Here is a 22,035-nt window from a genome sequence, read left to right on the forward strand (position 1 = left end):
GGCAATTAGCCAGTCATGTCCAACGGTGCACTAAAAGACTGGGTGGCACTTGGAGTAAGATCAGACTCGACCGATAGTTTCGGCTCGAGATGACAATTGCATTCGCGCGTTCTGTGCGAGACCGAACAACATTGTCGGCGAAACTTCAAACAGCACAGCCTCCACGCACGCTGATTGTCGCGCAAGCCTGTGACGTTGGATAGCTTGTCAGCGCCATCGTGACTCGCATCAATGCAAGCCGCGAGCGAAATCACAAAAGCTCGCCGGATGAACAAATGGTCAAGAGCCTGGAGCAAATGGCGTCAGGTACGATGCTTGAGGACGAGAAAAGCATGCCAAGTGAGGCCGGGTGCACTGGCGGGTTACGGGTCGGGGTCGTTGGTCTGGGACATGGCTTCGTGATGGCGCAGCAGGTTCTCGCGACCAGAAAGGCGATGCTGGCAGGATTATGCGTTAAAGATCCGTCCAAACACGCTCAAAAGGCCGAATACCTTGGAGCTCCAGTCTATAACTCTATCGCGGCTTTGCTTGACAATGCCAGGCCGGACGGCGTCATCGTCGCAGCCTCGACTGACAGCCTGGTTGAGATGGCCGAGCGATGCATTGAACGAGGCGTTCCTGTCCTGCTCGAGAAACCAGGAGCTCGAGACGTGACGGAGATTGGACGCCTACAATCAGCCGTCAAATTGCGTCGAACGCCGGTGCTTGTCGGATATCACCGCAGATTCTCAAATCAAATTGGATGGCTGAAGCGCGCCATCGACGAAAAGATCGTAGGATCAATCAACCGCGCCGTTGCGCTTTGGCTGGTACGCAAGCCAGACGATTATTTTGGTTCCTGGCGCGTTGAACCGTCTGCTGGTGGCGGCATGATGATGATCAACATCGTGCACGAGATAGATACGTTTCAGCATCTTCTTGGTCCGATCTGCGAGGTGAGCGCTGTCGGTCAGGAGACGATACGTACTCGGGATGAACTCGATCATTCATGTACGATCACGGCCAAAATCGAGAACAGGATGGGCGGCGCCTGTCACCTCACCTTTATCCACTCTGACCTAAGCCCCTCACCGTTCAGCTATGAGAACGACGCTGCAGAGAACGGCGTCTTTCACAGATACCCCAAGGACTGTTACCTCCTGTTCGGAGCAACCGGCACGATTTGCTTTCCATCGGGAGAGATCTGGTCGACCAAGCGGCCCGGTAAGGGATGGACGGAGCGGCTTGAACACTCGATCTTTGCAGACGTGACCGACAATGCTTCGTGCAATCCTCTTTTACGCGAGGTCGAGCACTTTCTTGCCGTGATCGAGGGACAGTGCAATCCGGCAATTACCCTGGAAGACGCCGCGTCGACATTGTCTGTCATACAGGCAATCAAAGACTCCATGTCGTTGGGTCGACCCGTTGCTCCGCGTGCCTGCCTCGCGCCAACCGGCACACGCTCGAATGGAGGCGGTGTCCTTGCGGGTCGCCGCGGCAAAGGAGGGTAACAGGATGCATTCCGCGTTTGAGGGCAAGACCGTGGTCGTGACTGGAGGCACGCAAGGAATAGGCGGCGCCATCACATCGCTTTTTCTGGAACAGGGGGCCAATGTGTGCGCTTTCTTTCATAGTGACGAGCAGGCTGCCAAGCAGCTGCGCGAACATGTTGGGGAGCACCGCGATCGGCTCCTGACGCTTCGCGTGGATGTTTCTGATTACCATGCGGTGAGTTCTGCGTTCGACATGCTCAGGGTCCGTTGGGGAAATGCAAATATCCTGGTCAACAATGCCGGGGTCCATTGCCCGGTCAGCCCGTTCGAACAGCATGACAATCAGACCTGGAGTGACGTCTTCTCGACCAACGTGTTTGGAGTTGTATTCGCGACCAAAATTGTCATTCCCGCCATGAAAGAAGCACGCTGGGGTCGCATCATCAACATTTCTTCGATAGCCGCGACAGAAGGCTTGCCCAATGGCAGCCCCTATGCGGCAAGCAAGGCAAGCTTGCTCGGGCTTACGCGCAGCCTGGCAAAGGAAGTCGCCTCCTACGCCATAACGGTCAATGCGCTCTTGCCTGGGATGACGGAAACGCGAATGGCCGATGCGTTGCCGCGTGACGCTTACGACCGCATCCTATCAACGATCCCGATCGGCCGAATTGCGACGTCGATGGAAGTCGCCTCCTTGGTCGGGTTTCTCGCGAGCGATGCGGCAAACTATGTCTCCGGTTCACTGATCCATGTGTCGGGCGGGCGCTAATGGCCCAGCGCCGATGGACGCTCTCAAAGCGCGATCGAGCGCGACGGGATGGCTCGGACATATTTATCGAGAAACCATTCAGCCAAGCAGATGCAACCGCATTTGGCTTGCCTGGAACAAAAACGGAGATTTCTTAATGCTCGCTAACCGGCAGGTTGCAATCGTCACGGGCGGTTCTGGCAATATCGGACAAAGTATCGTGCACGCATTGTCGGATCAGGGCTATCGCACAGCCGTTTTCGATCGACGTCCCCCATCGCGGGATCGTTCCTCCGATGAGGTGATCTACTTGCCGGGAGATGCTTGCAGAGAAGATCAGGTCAACGGGGCCTTCGCGCAACTGTTTGATCGGGAGGGCAGACTTGATCTATTGGTCAACGCGGCAGGAATCTCGCCCAAGCGAGAGGGCTCAACAAGAGCACGGCTTTGGGATCTGACCCTTGATGAGTGGACCAATGTGATCAACGTCAATCTGAACGGCGTGTTCTTGACCTGCAAGGCCGCAAGCGAGTATTTCCGTCGGCAGCGCTCGGGTCATATCGTCAACATCGGCTCAGTGATGGGCTTCATTGGAGCCACAAGCGCGACGTCAAACAGGTTTCCGTACAGCAATTCCGGTATCCATTATTGCGCATCAAAAGCTGCGGTCCATAACCTCACCAAATCACTGGCGCGCGAGCTTGCAGAGTTCAATATCAGGGTCAATTGCATCGCGCCTGGCGGAGTAGAGGGAGGAATGCTTCGCCTGCAGGAGGAACAGCAGCAATCGCTCCTACGCCAGGTGCCTTTAAACAGCTTCTGTCAGGCTCGCGATATCGCCGAGCTCGTGCTCTTCCTCGCCTCCGACACCAAGAGCCGGATGATCACAGGCCACACCATAACGGTGGATGGCGGCTGGAACATGCGTTAGTCGGCCTGCGTGTCGTCACGGCCGTCGAGCAGTTGCATAACGGCCGTCGATATTTTGACGCCCGTCAATCCAAAGCTGTCGAGCGCGTCCTCATAGGACAGATTGTTTTGATATTTCGAGGAACCAGAGAGCGGCAAATGTCTGACGTGATCCAGGCGATGCCGTACGAGCAACTCCGAAACAATGCTGGCTAGCCCGCCGACCTTCCCATGTTCTTCGACAGTGACGAGTACGTCTGTTTCTTTGAGCACTGTCAGAAAGCTGGTTTCGTCAAACGGCCACAGACGGATTGCATTGAGAAGGCTGCAGCTGATCCCTTTGTCATTCAGCAAATCAGCGGCGTCGATAGCGCCGAGAAGGCAGCGGCCCATGCTCAGAATTGTCACGCGGTGGCCCCGCCTTAAGATCTGCAGCCTGCCGAGTTCCAAGCTCTCTCCACCATGCGCCCTCATCCTGGCCGGCAAGAACGGGTTCTCCACGCGTAGGTAAGCAAATCCCCGTTCGGCAAAGAGGAGATCGACGACGTTGCGCATGTCGAGCTCGCTGCTTGGGCAGTAAATGGATACATTGTCCAAGCTGCGCATGATCGAGATATCTTCGTGGGGAACATGGGTATGCCCCTGGAAGGTGTAGTAGAGGCCGGACCACAGGCCGACGATCTTAACGTCGTAGTTCTCATGGGACAGAACTGTGCGGATCTGCTCATAAGCCCTCATGGTGACGAACGATGCGATGCCGACAATGAATACTTTGTGGCCGCAGCTGGCCAGTCCGGCAGCGACGCCGGCCGCGCACTGCTCCATCACCCCAAGGTCTAGGAAGTAAGCCGGATACTCTGCCTCGATTTGCTCGACATGCGATGATGTCTTCGAATCAACGGAAATGAGGGTGAAGGCGTGTTCTTCCCTTGCTTTTCCGATGAGCGCGGCTGCGAACGCGGAACGAAGATCAACAGATTGGCTCGACACGGCTAGGCGTGGCTCCTTACTGGACTTGACAGGCTTCTGGCCATAAGCACCGACTGTTGCGGTGACGGCGCAATGGAGGGCGCAACTGGATCTGCTTTGCGGCGGACACCGGGATGAGCTGCTGTCGACGATGCCAGCCGCGGGACGTCTCGTTGCACCACATCGGCCCGTCTATTCCGTCAGCCAGCCATTCGCCGGCGAGGCTCACTCTCGACATTGCAGGTCGACGAGCTAGGCCAACCCTGATCCGCAGGTCACGGCGGTTATTGACCGCCAGCGCACCGGCACGCCTCCACCTCTTTGATCGCCATCTCGTACTCCGCCTCAGATGGAACGCGGTAATGCCAATCCAAGCAATTCTCCATGAAGGATACGCCCCGCCCCTTGGTCGTGTGCGCAATCAAGATCTGTGGAGATGTCGACGTTTCAGCGTTGCCCCTGGCAAGATCGAGCGCGCGCAAGATGTTCGATGGCGAGTGTCCGTCGGTTTCCTGCACATTCCAACCGAACGATTTCCATTTCTCAGCCAGGGGCTCAAGGGCCATGATCGATTCGGTTGGGCCGTCAATCTGAAGTCGATTTCGGTTGATGATGACCAGAAGATTGCTCAGCTTGAGGTGGCTGCCCGCCAGGGCTGCCTCCCAGATGGATCCTTCGTTCATTTCCCCGTCGCCGATAAGCACGACGGTTAAGTAGGATTGACCATATCGTCTTGCGGACAGCGCCGTTCCGATTCCAAACGCGATCCCGTGCCCTAAAGATCCACCCGTCATCTCCACGCCGGGTATCCGGGTGGTTGGAAACATCGTCAGTTCAGAACCGGGCGCGAGAAACCGCTCCAGCGAACATGGCGGCAAGAACCCGCGAAGCTGCATGACGGCAAAGAGCGCCACAGCTCCTTGGCAAGAGCTCAAAATGAAGCGATCTCTGCCAGGATCGTCTGGTTTCAGCGGATCGATCTGCAGAAATCGATAAACCAGGCAATAGAGGATTTCGATCAACGAAAGCGATGAGCCAATGTGTCCACCGCCGCTTTCCTGGACTGCGCTTAGCGTGCGAGCACGAAGTGTGCGGCAGAGCAATTCGTCGGCTCTATGCATTTCCGCCGCCGACGCGAGCTTCGATAGGTCGTTGGTGGGCTTGATCTGCTCCATAAGATTCAACGCCTGACAAGGGTGCTGCATGCGCAATATCGTGCCGAGATGGAGTGGCGTGGCCTCGTTGGTTAGTTTGATGGACTTCCTGTCGTCGAACTGAGCAACAACCTGCCGTCCATGCTGTGCGGTGCGGCACTGTCCGCCACGATGAAAATGTCAATATCTCGTTCACTGGACGTCGCACGCTCCGTCGACTGGCCATTGCCGAGCCCATAACGTTCAGTCATTGGATTGGCAATGAGTTCGTCCCCCTTCACAATCATGATCTAAACGCTCTCAAGCTGCTTCAACACCATCACTTCCGGCTTCTCGCACGAGCGCCGAAATCATCGCCCCCCAATTTCGCTCCGCGGTTCGAGCATCCGGTTGGCGCCAGCCTGACATCGGCCGGCTCCATCTCATGGAAGAGCTCTCCGCCGGCGAGTGCCTGGGAGCTCCCTCTGCTGCCCTCAAGGACCGACGCCGCCGCGCGCAACAATGACGCCCTCGAGCCACATGGCAGCGCTTCGATCCATGAAGTTGCCTTCAATGGATTGATCAGCTGAGATCGAGCAAGTTCCATCAGAAATCCAAGGCCGGTGACCGCTTGGGACCGTCTGGGTCGTAACGGCTCCGTCAGGGGATGTCAGAGCAATCGGCATGCCGCAAAGATGCTGTCATAAGCCTGCCTGAGAGGGCGGCATCACGTCCCTCGCCCGAAGATTGGACGTCAGTTGTCGGACTCCTGACACACATAGTGTCTTCACCCCGACGCCGTTTGGACAAGACGGGATGAATCGCCAAGTCAAAAAAGTCGTCTTTGGTGACGAGCTCGAAGGTCCTCGAGGCGGGCCGGTGGCTCTCACGACGGGAGCGCCCACGCTCAAATGTGGCGGTTGCGCTTGCGTGCTTGCCGACCAGCGGATCGTCGCTCGACAGGAGATCCCGCTCATGCGAGACTGTTGATGAAATCCGTCCGGGCCGTTGCCGTCGCTCGCCAAGGTCTAGCTCCTGTGTCGATCGAAAGATTTGATTGTCGCGCCGATCGTGATCGCGGCCGTCCGCTCGTCCAAGACTTCGACACCTGTCAACGGCTCCGCGAGCCATCTTGTCGTCCTGAGCCAACATCGGCTGACGCGCGTACTCCGCAACGACACTTGCCGCGACGGCATCTTCAGGTCACGGGCACAGCCTGGCGCTGCTGGTCGGTGCAAGCTCAACGCAGGAGAACCCGACGGCGGGCTGCGCGCCGGCACTCGCGAAGAACCGTAGCCCGTCCTTCAGCGAACTGCGGGCTCAGTTCGCAAGCGGAGGCTTGATGCGCAAGATCATTGACGGCTCGACGCAGCTCCTTGGTATTGTTGGGGATCCGATTGAGCAGGTGCGCGCGCCTGAAGTCTGGAGCGCTCTGTTTCGCGCAAATGGCTTCAATGCGGTCTGCGTCCCGCTCCATGTTAAGCCTGCCGAGCTGAAGACCGCCCTCAGGAGTCTGCAAACGATCCGGAACCTGGCCGGTCTGATCGTTACGATCCCGCACAAGCTGGCGGCTGTGCACCATGCGGACATCCATACAGACCGGGCACGTCGGGTGCAGTCTGTGAACGTCATGCGGCGGGACGACCAAGGCCGCTGGCATGCAGACATTCTCGACGGCGTCGGGTTCGTCAGGGGATTGCTGGGCGCAGGTCAACGCATTGAGGGACGTCGCGCGCTCGTCGTTGGCGCGGGAGGAGCTGGCACTGCGATCGCCTTCGCTATTGCAGAAGCGGCGGCGGCCTCTGTCCACGTCGCGGACATCGTGACAGATCGCGCGCACGCTCTCGCGAGCCGACTTCAGGCAGCCGGAATCCCGTCCGGGATTTCGGCAGCATCGGCGCGAGGATACGATCTCATTGTGAATGCCAGTTCGATCGGGATGAAACCGGATGATCCGATCTCGATCGACTGCACTGATCTGGTGCCTTGGGCATTGGTCGGGGACGTTGTCGTTCATCCCCAGATGACCCCGCTGCTGCTTACCGCACAAGCGCGCGGCTGCTACGTGCAGCCGGGCGTCGTGATGATGGACAACCAACTCACCGAGATGCGCGAATTCTTTGGTTTTCCTCAAGGAGACTACAGCCCTACGGCGGTCACGCGGGCGACCTCCATATAGGTCTTGGGCTCGCCAACTTGCCCCGCTCGAGCTCGAAGGGAGTAGCGGACTCGTGTATTGGCGATGGATCGCTGAGCACGTGGCGCCACGGTCCTTGGTTGCTTGCGACTTTTTGCGTTCAGCCGGTGAATATCCCGAACCTGATCGGTGCTCATCGGAGCTTTTGCCAACGCGATCGCCACACTCGTCCAAGGCGAAGATACCAACGACATCGAGGTTCCAGCTGATCGGGCCAGCCGAGCAGCCGCAACGACCGCATGAACAGGTTGATGAGGTCTAGGTGCGGTCACGGCGCATTGTGGTGGCCGCACGCTCCGTGATGCCACCGACGGCCGAGCACAATGTCGAGTGACATTGTCCGATCTACGACGATCCCGGATATCGGACATTGGCCGTTGCGGACGACTTTGTTGCGTTTGCACCTTGGCATGACGAATGCATACAGCAGATCGGACACTTGCCGCTCAGAGCGCAGAACGGCGACGGAGGCCATGAAACGTTCATGTTAATCGAGCAGCGAACGAACCGGGGCGGTGACGATACAGGGAGCAGTTCGTCGGGTGGGATTTGCCGATCTTCGAGAGGAATACCCGCGTCGAGGGCACCTACGTTTTCATCGGCTGTCTTCGCATTGAGAGCAACCAGAACCGCCCATCCAGATGTCCGCCAGTGCGCCGTGTGAGTCTGCCCAGCTCGAGCCAACGTTCGCGGTCGCGTCATGCGCAAGACGACCAGAGCGGCTCTCCCCAAGAAGACATCGACGCTGCTGCACGTGATTGGCGACGTTCAATCCCAGCATTCCGGTATCGACATACAAACAGGAGGGATCATGTACAAGTACGGCGCCTTGATGCTTGCGCTGTTGGCTCTGCAGGATTCGGCAGCCGCGCGGGCTCTGCCGGAGGACATCGCTAAACCACCGCCGGCGCTATCCGATTACGAGCGAGCGCTCACGATCGGCGCTCGCTATGGCCGGCTCACCGTGAATGTCCCCGCCGAACCATTCTGGCTCCGCGAGGGCGAGGCGTTCGTCTACCGACGGACGACCCAAGGCAAGCAGCAGTTCATGCTGGTGAATGCGGCAACTGGCGTAAAGCAGCCGGCTTTTGATCAGGCCCGCCTCGCGAAGGCTCTGAACAGGGCGAGCCACAAGAACTATAAGGCCGACGACCTGCCCTTCGCCCGTTTCGAGCTGACCGACAATAAGATCGACTTCAGCATTGAAAATATCCGATGGAGCTGCGACCTTGTAAGCTACGCCTGCACACGAAACGCATCGCGCCTGGACGCCGGTCAGCAGAGCTACTACGACCACACGCCACCCGCGGAGAATGATCCGCACAAGGCAAGCGTATCGCCTGACGGCAAATGGCTGGCCTATACCAGGAACTACAATATCGTCCTGCGCAGCAAGGACGGCTTGCAGGACATCCCACTGACCTTTGACGGGTCCGAAAGCAACTACTATGCCGTCTCGACGCTGAAATGGTCTCCAGATTCACGTCACCTCGCAGCTTACCGCATCCGTCCGGGCCACAAGCGAGAGATCCATTACGTGGAGTCATCGCCGAGGGATCAGCTTCAACCCAGACATTCGACGATGCTGTATCCGAAGCCAGGTGATGCCCTATCACTGCCCCAGCCGGTGCTGTTTGACATCGTTAGCCAGCGCGAGATCACAATCGATAATACCCTGTTTCCAAATCCCTATGAACTTTCGCCGATCCAGTGGTGGGAGGACGGGCGCGGCTTCACCTTCGACTACAATCAACGTGGGCATCAGCTCTATCGACTTGTCGCGGTAGACGCCGCCACGGGCCACGCGAGCTCTTTGATTGATGAGGTCAGCCAAACCTTTGTCGACTACCATCCTCTGGTGAACCAGCCGCATAGTGGAAAGATCTTCCGCTACGACGTGGACGACGGAAACGAGATCATCTGGGCCTCCGAGCGCGATGGATACGAGCATCTTTATTTGTTCAACGGCCGGACCGGCGAGCTCAAAAACCAGATCACCAAAGGAGATTGGGTGGTCCGCGCGGTCTACTATGTCGATCCGATCAAGCGCCAGATCTGGTTTGGCGCCAGCGGGATGAACCCGAGGGAGGATCCCTACTACGTCCACGCCTATCGCATCGATTTCGATGGGAAGGGCCTGACTGCGCTCACGCCTGAGCAGGCCAATCATCACATCGAATTCTCGCCTGACGGCCGCTACTATGTCGACCTATGGTCCCGCATCGACGTCGCGCCGCACATGGTGCTGTATCGCGCCAGCGATAATGCCAAACTGATGGATGTCGAGAGTGCCGACATCGCCGAGCTCAGCGCTGCCGGCTGGCGGCCGCCGCTCAGCTTCCATGCCAAGGGGCGCGACGGCAAGACCGATATATGGGGCATCATTCACCTGCCGGCCAACTTCGATCCAAACAAGAGATATCCGGTCGTGGAGCGGATCTATGCCGGCCCGCAGGGCTCTTTCGTTCCGAAATCCTTCTCGACCTGGGTCGAACCGCTCACCGAGCTGGGATTTGTCGTCGTTCAGATCGATGGCATGGGGACGAACAACCGCTCGCGCGCCTTCCATGATATCGCCTGGAAGAACCTGAAGGACGCAGGCCTTCCCGACCGCATCCTCTGGCACAAGGCGGCGAGCGCGAAGTATCCGTGGTACGATATCTCCAACGTCGGCATTTTTGGCACGTCCGCCGGCGGCCAGAATGCGGTGAGCGCCCTGCTCTTCCATCCTGATTTTTACAAGGTGGCCGTAGCCAACAGTGGCAACTACGACAACCGGATGGACAAGATCTGGTGGAACGAACAGTGGATGGGTTGGCCGGTCGGCATCGAATATTCGCAATCCTCCGCCATCGACAACGCCCACAGGCTGCAGGGCAAGCTGATGCTCATTGTCGGCGAAATGGACCGCAACGTCGATCCGTCCTCCACCTTCCAGCTTGCCGATCGGCTCATCAGGGCGGGAAAATACTTCGACATGCTTTATGTGCCCGGCGCCGATCACGGAACGCCTGGCCGTTATGCCCAGCTCAAGGTCCTAGACTACTTCGTTCGTAACATACTCGGGCAGGTCCCGCCGAACTGGAATGCCGCATCGATCGAGCTGCCGAAGAGCGAACCAGGCCTTGATGGCATGAAGGCGCCTCTGCATTCATGTCCGAGGCCGTGACGCTTCGCATCAAGTGCCTTCGCGAAATCGGGATCCTTGGTCAGCGTTTGAAAGCGAAAGCCAGTTGGATCAAGTACACGAGATCGGCGGGCATTGCTCTTTACGCAAAGCATGCCCTGGTGACTTGCCGCAACTCGCCTAACCCGGCTTGAAATTCGCTTTGGCCAAAGGACCAGAGCATGAAGCGCAGCCGCTTTGTGGAAGAACAGATCACCGCAATCGCGGTCCGGCGATTGCGGTGCCGGCCGTGCCAACGGCGATCGCCGCGATTATCGCCGTATCGATCGCGACGCCGACGATCATCATGCTGCCGCTGATGCTGCCGGCACTGACCTGCTTCGCCGAAAAGCTAGGTTCCCTTTAGTAGACGTTGGCAGTCATTGGCTCGTTTACGCAGCAAGGTTGCCAATCGCCCGACGACGGCGTTATCCAACCCCTCTTTTTGTGCGCGCGCGTGAATATCCGCCACGCGGTTGGGAGTCTGTTCGGCCATGGAAACCAGGCTTGCAATAAGCTCGTCCGCATCAACGCGCGTTTCGCGCGCAAATTTCTGCCATTGACGCACACCAATTTGATCGAGCTTGTATTCGCCCCCGACCTTCATGGCGAGCTTGACTTTTCGCTGGTCAACGCGGTCGTAGGTAAGAATGCTCGCTATATCGTACAGTGGTGCGAGACGGGCGTGAGGGCCGCTCGCCAGAAGCAAGGAATAGTTCTTGGCATGGGCGTCGGAGCCTCCAATGAGCCAGTTGAAGCCCAAAGCCCTGACGAACGTCTCAAGGTCGGCCGCGCGGTCCGTCGAGTGGGTGCGTAAGAGTTCAATCACATCCGCAGGCCTTGGTCCGCCCTCGTTCTGGTATTTCCTGGTCGGCAGGATGCCCATGGCCTGGCAGATATCTTCCTGGTGTACCGGGATGATGTCGTTCCCACTGACTTGCCGGTCGTAGCGTTCAACCACGATGGCGACTTCCTTTTCGAGCCGCATCACTTTGGTTTCGGCGGCGGGCAGCGCGAGTTCGCGTGCGAGCTGCAGGCAGATGTGCTCATTCTCGGCGTGACCATCGAAGTGGCCGGTCGGCGGCTTCAGGATGTGCGCGGTCGGAATGCGCCCAGACGGAATGCCCCATCGGTTTGTCTTCAGAACAAGGGCCGTTTTCGGCTGGACGCCTGCAAGAGTGAATTGCCCGGTGTCGTGCGGCAAACGCCAAGCGGCGTGGTCTTCGCGCAAGGCTTGAATCCGGTATGTCCGGCTCGTCCAACCATTCGATCTTGTCGTCTTTGCCAGTTTTCAGCGCCTCCAACCGATCAGGCCTGACGAACTGGACGGCTCCGGCGCAGTCCTCGCCGACGTTAGAGATGAGGGCAAGGACGTTGCGGGCCGAGACCTGGAACTTCTTCGCCCAACGATCGAGCACACGTTCGTTGTCCGGCAGAAGCCCCAGAGGAAGGCCTGCACGGCGCTAGGACCATGTTCTTCAGCGGCGAGCGGCATTGAGAGCGAGAGAGGGTAAGCTGTGCGGTCATCGTTATAAAAGTCAGCCGGCCACGGGCATCGTTGCGCACGCGACCAACTTCATTGCCGTCTAGGAGCGCGACAAGTTCACGCGTCATGCTTTGCCCTTCTTGGCCTTGGCGACGATGGCATTGATATCAACCGCGGAGGTTGACCCGGGGCTGGTGGGCGTTCCACTGTTTGCGTCGACAGGGATGCCGAGGGCGTCAAGCGCGCGAAGGACAAGCGCCAGCTCTGCGCGCGGATGTCCGTGCTCAACCTCAATCACCCATTGACGGCTGACGCCGATCCGCTTGGCCAGTGTCGACTGGTCGAGCTTAAGGCGTTTGCGTCTGTCGCGAATGACAGCGCCGAGGTCGGCAGGTGTACGAGCACGCGCAATCCAAATGTCACCGAGCGCTGACATATCTAGAATTTCTGAAACATCAACCTTTTCAAAGGCATGACACGTCCTGACAGGGCGTTGGCCTAAGGAGCAACTTTTGGGGCCAAAAGGTGCCGGCGCTCCCGCGACCAACCGTCGAGAAGGCCGATGCGCGTTTCAAGGCGAGCCGAGCGGAAATGCTGGACCAGGCGATTGCCGAGTTCGTTCAGCGCGTCGATTCCTACCTGCCTCGCAAGCTATTCAGTCGCAAACCGGGGCGGCTATGGCCTGGGACACGATGCGGAGCGCGCTTCGGCCGGCGATGTGGCGAACGGCATGTTAGTCGCGGCCACGCTGGCCATGGTTTTGCGGCGGTCCCTCCCCACTCGGCTTCGCCAAGGGCCCGCCTCCACGTCGGCTCCAATGCGATACGAGCGGCCCGGAAGGGAACTAATCGCCCCGGTTTCAACACTTGCGTCAGTACATCAGACTAACTGTTGAAACCATTGATTACAGGTGATAAATAGGGCTTCAACACCGACGGCAAAAATCAGAATCAAATGTTGAAACCGTGTATTTTCAAGAGCTTAATAATGATCAGCGCCGCGAGATGGTCAACAGCCGGCAGCGGTTTCAGGCCCTGCGAGACGCCAAGGAGGCCTCTGCCGCGCATCGCGGTTCCCTGACCTGGGCGAAGTCCAAAGGCCACGAATATTTGGTCCGGAGCTATTACGACAAAGCCGGCCGCCGAAAGCAAAGTTCCCTAGGGGCGCGGTCTGCCGAAACCGAAAAGATGAAGGCCGACTTCGAGGCCAAGCGCGCTGCGGCGGAAGACCGATTGAAGAATTTGCGCGATACGATCAACCGGCAAGCCGCGATCAATCGCGCGCTCGGCCTTGGTCGCGTGCCTCTGATCGGGGCCCGGATTATGCGCGCCCTCGATGGCTTCGGGATGTTGGGATCGGGCATTCGGATTCTCGGAACGAACGCGATCTACGGTTATGAGGCCTCTTCGGGCGTCAGGATCGATCCGAGCCTGGCCACGACGGAAGACATCGACCTTCTGTTCGACGCGCGTGGCGGGCTGACGTTCGTGGGGGACGACGTCTCCGAATCTTCACTTCTGAAAATACTTCAACGCGTCGACACCAGCTTCCAACGCGCCAAGCAGACGTTTCGAGCTGTGAACCGGGACGGCTATCTTGTCGATCTGATCAAGCCCATGCAGAGCCCTCCCTGGAAGACGGCTCCTGACAAGATCGGCTCGGACCCCGAAGATCTGTCCGCCATTCAAATCGAAGGACTCGATTGGCTACAGAATTCTCCGCGTTTCGAGGCGGTCGCAATCGACGAAAAGGGCGAGCCGGTTCGCATCGTCGCTCCAGATCCGCGGGTTTGGGCTGTCCATAAGCTTTGGTTGTCGCGTCGTGCGGACAGGGAGCCACTGAAGCGCCAACGAGATGCAGCACAGGCGGAAGCCGTGGGTGCTCTGGTCGCGAACTATCTGACCCACCTGCCCTTCGACACAGAGCAGCTAAGGATGCTACCGAAAGAATTGGTAGACAGCGCGGCGCGACTTTTCGTTCAGAAAGATACCGCAGTGCGGATCTAGCGGTCAGGCTCGACAATAGCCGCCGCGTAGCGGCGGTACCATGATTATGATCCAGCGCTCCTGCTCATCCCCGTAAAGATCGGGCATGGGGACATACGGGAGATGAGTGGAGTAATGCTCGACACGGTGGAATACTTATGCGCAGTCGCGACTGCCGAATTGGCTTCGACGAGACAGGTCTCGTTACCGAACTGAAATCTGCCGTCGATCTGTTCGCCCATTAATCGAAAGGCTGCCGTTGCGCAAAGCCATAGGCGATCGAACAGATCGTGGAGAGATTTTTTCGAAACCGTAGCCGCGCGCATGCGCTTCTAGCGCAGCCAAGCCGAGGAACATCATGTCAATGGATCTAATGTTGTTCATGATGCGCCCTCGCGCATCGGATTGACGATCTGTAGCCCGACGAAATCCTTTTCGTGATCGGTAACCACGACGCAGTCATTCGCACCAGCGACGGCGGCGGTGACATGCCCACTGCGCGACGCCGGCGGCCTCACCCTCCGCCATGAGGCGGGCCCAGACCAGGCTGGCCCAGTCGTCGAACGGCAGGATGCGCCCCGCAAACAAGACCTGAGGCCCCTCCGGTCCCGAGCACCAGGTGTCGAGCGCATCGCGCTTCTTGCCGCGCGGCTTTTCGAGAGCCGCGCGACGAATTTCCGTGACGGTTGGTGACGCGATGAACAGATCTTCATCTCGCTGCGCCACCATCCAGGCCAGCAGCGACCCCGACGGCTATGGGTTGACGACGTTGCTGATGATGTTGGTGCCGAGAAGGTAGCGCTTCACGGGCCGACCTTACGCCCCTCTTCACGATGGCGGGAAAGATCAGGTCAGCACCCACCAGAGGCGAACGACGCGTGCGGTGAGGATAGCACCATGCTTGGGAGGCTCGCCCGCGATGACCGTCTTCACGGCGGCGCGAACCTGCTCTGCTTCCGGTCCTTCCTCGGCCAGGCGGCGGGCCAGCGTCCGGATCAGATCGCGACCGGACTCGTGGGCCATAACTTCGAAGCGCGTGAAGCCGCGCTGCGTACAGGCGCGTACGGTAGTTCTTCGTCGCTCTCTTCCGTGCGGCGTTGCCCATGGCCCGCCCTCCATACTACATCTGGTGGCAATGGTCCGAACCGCGCCTGATCGAACTGACTCATCTGCTCGACCGTCGTGCCGGCCGAGACTGTTCGAGGAGCAGAGAAGGCACGCCATTTGATACGCTCCTGAGTGCGGCTGAGACTCGCGATGGGCAGACCGGTCCGGCCGGACACCGCTGTGTAGCGCTCGATGCCCGAGGAGAAGGCACCCGAATCCTCAGATTCCGGGCGCATGCGATCCATGACGGCATTGAATAATTGGCGCTCTTCAGTACGGCCAGCGGCAGGTCCAACACGAGAGGCGTCGGCGTTGGCAGCTTCATTGGTCCAAAGATCGGAAATGGGCGATTGCCCGCGCTCGTCAATGTCCCGCATAAATCATCTCCGATGTAAACGGGACGACGCCGCCTGCCCGCAACGATTTCGTTCTTCCGAAACGGACGATCGTCACGCGCCGGGGCGACGCCGATACTTGGGTTACCTGACGGAACGCTAACGGTTGAAACGATCGGCCGTCGACTGGTGTCAGCGCCATCGTTCGTCTGTGATCGATGGCAGAGTTCCAGCGCCAATAATGATCAGCAGACATTCAGTGGTATCGCCGCAAAGGCTCAGAGCGCGTGGCTCTGCTTAGCAGTGCGGTGACTACCAAGCACATCCAGAGCAGCGTGAATTTGGGACGGCCGACGTAGACTTTGCGGTTCCGCCGCGCGTGAATATGAAGTTCGTAAACTCGACGGATAGTGGAAGGACGATGTCCGCGGCCTGGGCGACTGATCGCTTGCCTGTAAGATCTGAGAGGCCTCACGACGAGCACGCGTCGCGCGAGCAATCGGCTTGCCGTCGGACTCATGCAGGCCGATATAGCTGCGGCATAACGCGGCTATCCACCCGCACTCCGCGCCCGCCTGGTCCGCTTCGCTTTTCGCACTAGCGTATTTGCCTTTGCAGGAACAGGACCGATCGAAGGCAAACTCTGTACGAAACGGACCAACACGCGCGCTCGGCGAGCGTGAACTATTCGGGTCATAGTGCTACGCTTCATATCGGAATGCCCGACGCCATGACCGATTTCGACATCTCAAGCCAACAACCGCATTACCGCGCGTCACGGCGGGCCGCTTTAGTCTCGTAGACTTGCTGGTGTCCTTCAAATCGGGGGGGTCGCTAACTACTTACCGCAGAATGAAGCGCCCTTCGGATTCCGGACGCTCGCGCACCTGTTCAGTCCAACCATGGCACTCACACCGCTGATCGCTTACGCCCATGTCGTGAAGAGCTTTGGTAACGGTCATGACGCCGGACGCGTCATGGCCGTCGACGATGTCTCGCTCGATATTGCAGCGGGGGAATTCGTGGCGATCGTGGGCGCCTCGGGCTCCGGCAAATCCACGCTGTTGCGGCTTGCCAATCGTCTGCTCGACGCCGACAGTGGTCGTGTTGTGGTGGAAGGCGCGGACGTGCGCGACGTCGATCCGGTGCGTTTGCGCCGGCGCATGGGCTACGTGTTCCAGAGTGGCGGGCTATTTCCGCATCTGTGCGTCGCCGACAACATCGCGATCACGCCGAGACTGCTGGGATGGGCCGCCGCCGAGATCGCCGCGCGGGTCGATGAGCTCCTCGATCTGGTACGTCTCGATCACTCCCTCCATCGCGATCGCCTTCCGCATGAACTGTCGGGCGGGCAGCAGCAGCGTGTAGGTGTGGCGCGGGCGCTCGCTGCCCGTCCTCGTATCATGCTGATGGACGAACCCTTCGGCGCGCTCGATCCGCTGACCCGCGACACTCTCGGCGAGGACTACCGCGCTCTGCACCGCAGGCTCGCCTTGACCACGGTCATGGTCACCCACGATATGACGGCGGCCTTGCTGCTTGCCGATCGCATCGCGGTGATGCGGGCCGGACAGGTTGTAGCGCAAGGCCGGCCAACTGAGCTCTCAAACAACAACGATCCCTATGTGGCGGAGCTGTTGCGCACGCCCAGGCGTCAGGCGGAGCGCCTGAACGCCCTGCTCCCGGGGGCAAGCACGGGATGAGTTTCCTGTCCGACCCGCGTTGGCGCGACGCGGCAGCGCACCTGCCGGACTATCTTGGCAGCCATGTTCAGGTCAGCTTGGCAGCACTGGCGCTCGGGCTCGTGATCAGCCTGCCACTCGCGATCCTCGCGCGCAACCACACCGTGAGTCGCGGCATCCTGCTAGGCCTCGCAAGCATCGTCCAGACTGTGCCGGGACTGGCACTGCTCGCGCTGTTCTACCCGCTCTTGCTCGCCATTGCGTCGTTGACGCTTCGCTGGTTCGGCTTCGACTTTTCCGGGTTCGGATTTTTGCCAGCCATGCTGGCGCTGGCGCTCTATTCCATGCTGCCGGTGCTGCGCAACACCATCACAGGGCTGAACGGTGTCGATCCCACACTGCTTGAGGCGGCACAAGGTGTGGGCATGACGCCGCGGCAATCGCTGTTCACGGTGGAATTGCCGTTGGCGCTGCCGGTGATCATGGCCGGCATCCGCACCTCGGCGGTATGGGTGATCGGGACCGCGACATTGTCGACGCCGATCGGGCAGACCAGCCTCGGCAATTACATCTTCGCCGGATTGCAGACGCAGAACTGGGTGTTCGTGCTGTTCGGCTGTGTCGCTTCAGCGGTGCTCGCGCTCGCGGTCGATCAGCTTCTGGCGCTGATTGAGCGAGGCTTGCGCGAACGCAGGCGCCTGCGCACGACGTTTGGCAGCGTCGGGATTGCCGCACTGGTCGCGGCCACCCTGACCCCTTCGATAGCGCGGGCGCCGTCGACCTACATCGTCGGCGCCAAGACGTTTGCCGAGCAATATGTGCTGTCCGCGTTGATCGAGCAGCGGTTGCAGGCGGCGGGATTGCAGGCCTCGACGCGCGAGAGCCTCGGCTCCAACGTGATCTTCCAAGCGCTCGCAGCCAACAACATCGACGTCTACGTGGATTATTCCGGCACGCTGTGGGTCAACCAGTTTCACCGCACCGATATGCCGCCGCGCGAAACGTTGCTCGCCGAGTTGACGACGATCCTGGCAAAGCAGAATATCACCCTGCTCGGCGCGCTCGGTTTCGAGAACGCCTATGCGCTGGTGATGCCGCGGCAGCGCGCCGATGCGCTGGGAATTCATTCGATCGCCGACCTGGCTGCGCACGCACCGGCGCTGTCGATTGCGGGCGACTACGAGTTCTTCTCACGCCCTGAATGGGCCTCCCTGCACAAGGCTTATGGCCTGTTATTCCGCACGCAACGACAGATGCAGCCGGATTTCATGTATGCGGCAGTGGCCAGTGGCGACGTCGACGTCATCGCGGGCTATACCAGCGATGGGCGGATCAAGAAATACGACCTGGTGGCGCTGGCCGATCCCAAGCACGCGATCCCACCTTATGATGCGGTCCTGCTGCTGGCACCGCGGCGCGCGCATGACGCGGCGTTGCAGGCCGAACTGAAGCCGCTGCTTGGCCGGATCGACATCGCGGCGATGCGCGAAGCCAATTTGCGCGCCGGCGGAAGCGACGCGAATTCTTCGCCCGCCGCGGTGGCACGTTGGCTGTGGCAGAGGATCAGTGGGCAGTAGGCGGGGGCCGGCGCGCAAAATAATCAGGGCACAGCACGGTGGACGCCTCTGCCCTCCGCCCCTCCCCCCGCTTACGCACTCACGCCCGAAGTCTTGCCGCTAAAACAGCACGTGGCCGGTCACGACGAGCGGAATAGCGCCGGCGATCGGGCCGCCTCTGCGACCAGGCGATCACGAGGCTTCGGACAGTGGCAGCGGCGCGCCTCATCACGGCGCTTTGCGACGCGTGGAGGACGAGAGCCACGATCTTGCCAGCGGCGATTTTGTGGAGATCGGCGACTTCGTCATTCTTGACGACGCCGTCTCCTCAGTTCGTCGAATCCATCGGCGACGCGCCAAGGGACGGAGTCCAGCTCCCGTCGATTTACAGTGCGTCCCGGGCCTGATGTACGAAGACGTATTTCGCGCGCGAGTTCGCGTCCCTTATGTTGCAGGGTGCGCTCGCGGGACGTGCCGATGACGTTGGTCTCGCGCAGCATCGCCTCTTTATCAGAGGCGCGGACCATGGAGCGACAATCGCTCCTCGCGATGCGCATCAGCGGAAGGTTACCGAGGGAAGATCCCAGAGACGTGCATAATTGTGCCGATTCCGGGCATTGATCTCAGATCCGTGCGTATGGGCCATCGCTTATTCCATGTTTATACGGGCTTGCGTATAAAGCTGAAATATACGTGATCGCGTGTATTTACTTAATATACGGGATCGCGTATATCCCCCTTGGAGGCTGGATATGACGCAGCATATTGCCCGCACGGAAAGGCAACTTGGAGCCGTCCTGCGCCGGGTTCGCAAACAGGCCGGGCTGACGCAGTCCGATCTAGGTAAGCGCATTCACCTGCGGCAGGGAACAGTTTCCCGCCTGGAGGGGGGCGCGCCCGCAATTCAATTGCGCACCCTGATGGAAGCCCTGGCAGCCCTTGATCTCGAACTGGTGATCCGCCCGCGCAGCAAGTCGAGCGCTGCTGACATTGAAAGCGTCTTCTGATGGCCCGTCGACGAGCGAACGCTCCCTTAAATGTGTTCGTCAACGGACGGTTGGTCGGCATGCTTCGGCGTGAATCAAGCGGAGCAATCGATTTCCGGTACGATCCGCAATGGCTGGCCTGGGAATCCACTTTTCCAATTTCTCTCTCGCTGCCCCTTCGAGAGGACCGCTACATCGGCGCGCCGGTCGTCAACGTGTTCGACAATCTGCTTCCCGATAGCGAACCGATGCGCAGACGCGTGGCCGAACGTGTCGGGGCGAGTGGAATCGACGCCTACAGCATGCTGTCCGCGCTCGGGCATGATTGCGTTGGCGCGCTCCAGTTTTTGCCTGAGGGGGTCGATCCAGCTCCGGCCGGGAAGGTCGACGGGAAACCGGTTAGTGACGCCGATATTGGCAACATCATCCAGAACCTCGCTACAGCTCCGCTCGGGGTTGGCGAGGATGAAGAATTCAGACTTTCGATTGCGGGCACGCAGGAGAAAACCGCCTTACTTCGCCGCGATGGCAAATGGTACAAGCCGGTCGGCACTGCCGCGACCACGCACATTCTCAAGCCGCAAATTGGCAGGCTGCCAAACGGCGTTGACCTCTCCAACAGCGTTGAGAACGAATATTTCTGTCTGAAACTGCTGTTCGGCCTCGGCATACCGACTGCCAACGCGGAGATCGGCGAGTTCGGGGGACGCCGGACCCTGATCATCCAGCGATTTGATCGACGCTGGACAGGCAACGGGCGCTTGCTGCGCCTTCCCCAGGAAGATTGTTGCCAGTCTCTGTCGGTGCCGCCTTCGAGGAAATACCAGTCGGAAGGTGGCCCCGGGATGAAAGAGATTCTAGAACTGCTCAAGGGTAGCGACGCGCCGGCGGAGGATCTGGCGACATTCATGCGCGCGGCCGTCGCGTTCTGGCTGATTGGAGCAACGGATGGTCACGCCAAGAACTTCAGTGTCTTCTTAAGCCCAGGGGGGCGCTTCCGCCTCACCCCCCTGTACGACGTGCTGACCGCCCAACCGAGCCTGGATGCAAAGCAGATTCAGCCCAAGGTATTCAAGCTCGCAATGTCCGTCGGCAAGAGCCGACACTATAGAATGAGCGAAATCCAGCCTCGCCACTTCATCCAGACGGCCGAAATGTCCGGTGTCGGAGCTCCCCTCGTCCGTTCAGTTTTCGAGTCTCTGGTCGAAAGTTTCAAGCCGGCTTTCGCCGGGGTTCTTGACAAGCTTCCGAAGGAATTTCCGTCGGAGCTCACGGAGTCGATCAGGATCGCCGCACTGCACCGGATCACCCTGATGAAGGAAGCCTGGTCCAATGCAGCACCTTGATTCCGGTCAGGATCATGACAGAGGAACCAGCGGAGCACGGGATTCTTGAGGTGCGACGCATGGACCTATTCAAGGCTTCGACGTCGGCACGGGCGAAGACCGACAGACAAGAAGCGATCCAGCATGGCATTGACCTGATCGGCAACCTCGATCGTGTTGAAATGTCCGGCGAGCATCGTTTTCGCGATCACCAGCTGCGGGCAGATCTCCTGCAGCCGATCGAGGTCGCGCGCCATGTTCACCAGCGGAACGTCTGCGGAAATATAGGCCATAGGGATCCGGCAGGCTCGAGCGGCAGGGACGGGATCATAGTTCAAGGTTGCGTTCCGTATCATCGAATAGGCCACATGCTGTGGCGTTTTCTCGCAAGACGGACGTACATAAGTCTCGTAGATCGTCTTTCTCCGGGCGGGATCGTCGAAATCGCAGCCCATGTCCCATGCGTTTGCGGTCAAGACCGCAAGATAGTCGGGCCCGGCGATACCTTCCAGGAACGCGGAAAGCTCGCGAGAATCGCGCAAGCTGGGCGGTGGCATGACAATTGTGTCGATCATGACCACGCCTGAGGCCAAGTCCGGATAGCGGCCACACAGTTCGAGCGCGATCCGGCCTCCCATGCTGTGGCCGATCACAACCGGCTTGATCAGGTCCAGTTGAGCGCATTGCCAGGCGATATCGTCCGCAAATCCCGCGATGGTGTACTCCTGCTCAGGCGCATCGCTGGCGCCATGGCCGCGAATATTGACGGCCACCACGCGACGGTACTGCGCAAAATGAGCGATCTGCGGCGTGAAGATGCCGTGGTCGCCAGTCCAGCCATTGATAAGGAGCAGCGGAGGGGTTTGACCGGTACTAGGACCGGCCTCAACGTGCGCTAGACGTACGCCGTCGCGACGCAACACAACGGGCTCCAACGTGTCATAAGAGATCACGGTCTTTCCTTTCGAAATTGGTT

Annotated in this window: 15 protein-coding genes and 2 pseudogenes; 10 read left to right on the forward strand and 7 right to left on the reverse strand. The window is 59.4% G+C overall.

Annotation, left to right across the window (positions count from 1 at the left end):
- Positions 1-275 precede the first annotated feature (275 nt).
- From MTX23_RS26405 to MTX23_RS26415, 3 genes are read left to right on the forward strand one after another with little or no spacing between them, the layout of a single operon-like run.
- Positions 276-1,493 carry a Gfo/Idh/MocA family oxidoreductase gene (locus MTX23_RS26405; protein ID WP_280973127.1) on the forward strand — a complete coding sequence of 406 codons (1,218 nt, stop codon included), beginning with the start codon at positions 276-278 and terminating at the stop codon, positions 1,491-1,493.
- Between the two features lie 4 nt (positions 1,494-1,497).
- A complete protein-coding gene (locus MTX23_RS26410) occupies positions 1,498-2,244 on the forward strand; it encodes an SDR family NAD(P)-dependent oxidoreductase (RefSeq protein ID WP_280973128.1) in 747 nt (248 codons plus the stop codon).
- A 13-nt stretch (positions 2,245-2,257) separates the two neighbouring features.
- Complete coding sequence (locus tag MTX23_RS26415; RefSeq protein ID WP_280973129.1) at positions 2,258-3,154, forward strand: SDR family NAD(P)-dependent oxidoreductase; 897 nt, start codon at positions 2,258-2,260, stop codon at positions 3,152-3,154.
- Here the strand turns inward: MTX23_RS26415 and MTX23_RS26420 are convergent.
- A complete protein-coding gene (locus MTX23_RS26420; RefSeq protein ID WP_280973130.1) occupies positions 3,151-4,122 on the reverse strand; it encodes a transketolase C-terminal domain-containing protein in 972 nt (323 codons plus the stop codon). The two genes, MTX23_RS26415 and MTX23_RS26420, sit on opposite strands and share 4 nt — an antisense overlap.
- Positions 4,123-4,385: 263 nt before the next feature.
- Entirely contained in the window at positions 4,386-5,276 is an 891-nt protein-coding gene (locus MTX23_RS26425) for a transketolase (RefSeq protein WP_280973131.1), read from the reverse strand.
- A 1,300-nt stretch (positions 5,277-6,576) separates the two neighbouring features.
- Between MTX23_RS26425 and MTX23_RS26430 the strand changes: the two genes are divergently transcribed.
- Complete coding sequence (locus tag MTX23_RS26430; RefSeq protein ID WP_280973132.1) at positions 6,577-7,413, forward strand: shikimate dehydrogenase; 837 nt, start codon at positions 6,577-6,579, stop codon at positions 7,411-7,413.
- Between the two features lie 829 nt (positions 7,414-8,242).
- A complete protein-coding gene (locus MTX23_RS26435) occupies positions 8,243-10,600 on the forward strand; it encodes a S9 family peptidase (protein WP_280978202.1) in 2,358 nt (785 codons plus the stop codon).
- A gap of 349 nt (positions 10,601-10,949) precedes the next feature.
- On the opposite strand, the gene MTX23_RS26440 is transcribed toward MTX23_RS26435, so the two are convergent.
- Both MTX23_RS26440 and MTX23_RS26450 read right to left on the reverse strand, forming a co-directional pair.
- Entirely contained in the window at positions 10,950-11,828 is an 879-nt protein-coding gene (locus tag MTX23_RS26440) for a HipA domain-containing protein (protein WP_280973133.1), read from the reverse strand.
- 379 nt (positions 11,829-12,207) lie between these two features.
- Positions 12,208-12,519 carry a helix-turn-helix domain-containing protein gene (locus MTX23_RS26450; RefSeq protein WP_280973134.1) on the reverse strand — a complete coding sequence of 104 codons (312 nt, stop codon included), beginning with the start codon at positions 12,517-12,519 and terminating at the stop codon, positions 12,208-12,210.
- Between the two features lie 529 nt (positions 12,520-13,048).
- Between MTX23_RS26450 and MTX23_RS26455 the strand changes: the two genes are divergently transcribed.
- Entirely contained in the window at positions 13,049-14,089 is a 1,041-nt protein-coding gene (locus tag MTX23_RS26455) for a nucleotidyltransferase domain-containing protein (RefSeq protein ID WP_280973135.1), read from the forward strand.
- 359 nt (positions 14,090-14,448) lie between these two features.
- On the opposite strand, the pseudogene MTX23_RS26460 reads toward MTX23_RS26455, so the two are convergent.
- A pseudogene (locus tag MTX23_RS26460) lies at positions 14,449-14,875 on the reverse strand (VapC toxin family PIN domain ribonuclease).
- Positions 14,872-15,173: pseudogene (locus MTX23_RS26465) on the reverse strand (hypothetical protein). Before MTX23_RS26465 ends, MTX23_RS26460 begins: the two co-directional pseudogenes overlap by 4 nt.
- A 1,239-nt stretch (positions 15,174-16,412) precedes the next feature.
- Between MTX23_RS26465 and MTX23_RS26470 the strand changes: the two are divergent.
- The 4 genes from MTX23_RS26470 (at position 16,413) to MTX23_RS26485 (ending at position 21,080) form a co-directional block, all read left to right on the forward strand.
- The gene (locus tag MTX23_RS26470) at positions 16,413-17,213 is read left to right on the forward strand and encodes an ATP-binding cassette domain-containing protein (protein ID WP_280973136.1); all 801 of its coding nucleotides are present in this window, start codon (positions 16,413-16,415) and stop codon (positions 17,211-17,213) included.
- Positions 17,210-18,769: an ABC transporter permease/substrate-binding protein gene (locus tag MTX23_RS26475; protein ID WP_280973138.1), complete on the forward strand. Its 1,560-nt coding sequence runs from the start codon at positions 17,210-17,212 to the stop codon at positions 18,767-18,769. The genes MTX23_RS26470 and MTX23_RS26475 overlap by 4 nt, the downstream gene beginning before the upstream one ends.
- A 731-nt stretch (positions 18,770-19,500) precedes the next feature.
- Positions 19,501-19,755: a helix-turn-helix domain-containing protein gene (locus MTX23_RS26480; RefSeq protein WP_280973140.1), complete on the forward strand. Its 255-nt coding sequence runs from the start codon at positions 19,501-19,503 to the stop codon at positions 19,753-19,755.
- Entirely contained in the window at positions 19,755-21,080 is a 1,326-nt protein-coding gene (locus MTX23_RS26485; protein ID WP_280973141.1) for a type II toxin-antitoxin system HipA family toxin, read from the forward strand. Before MTX23_RS26480 ends, MTX23_RS26485 begins: the two co-directional genes overlap by 1 nt.
- A gap of 65 nt (positions 21,081-21,145) precedes the next feature.
- On the opposite strand, the gene MTX23_RS26490 is transcribed toward MTX23_RS26485, so the two are convergent.
- On the reverse strand, positions 21,146-22,012 hold the full coding sequence (locus tag MTX23_RS26490) for an alpha/beta hydrolase (protein WP_280973142.1): 867 nt from the start codon (positions 22,010-22,012) through the stop codon (positions 21,146-21,148).
- Positions 22,013-22,035: the final 23 nt, after the last annotated feature.

Source organism: Bradyrhizobium sp. ISRA436 (genome assembly GCF_029910015.1).
Taxonomy (GTDB): domain Bacteria; phylum Pseudomonadota; class Alphaproteobacteria; order Rhizobiales; family Xanthobacteraceae; genus Bradyrhizobium.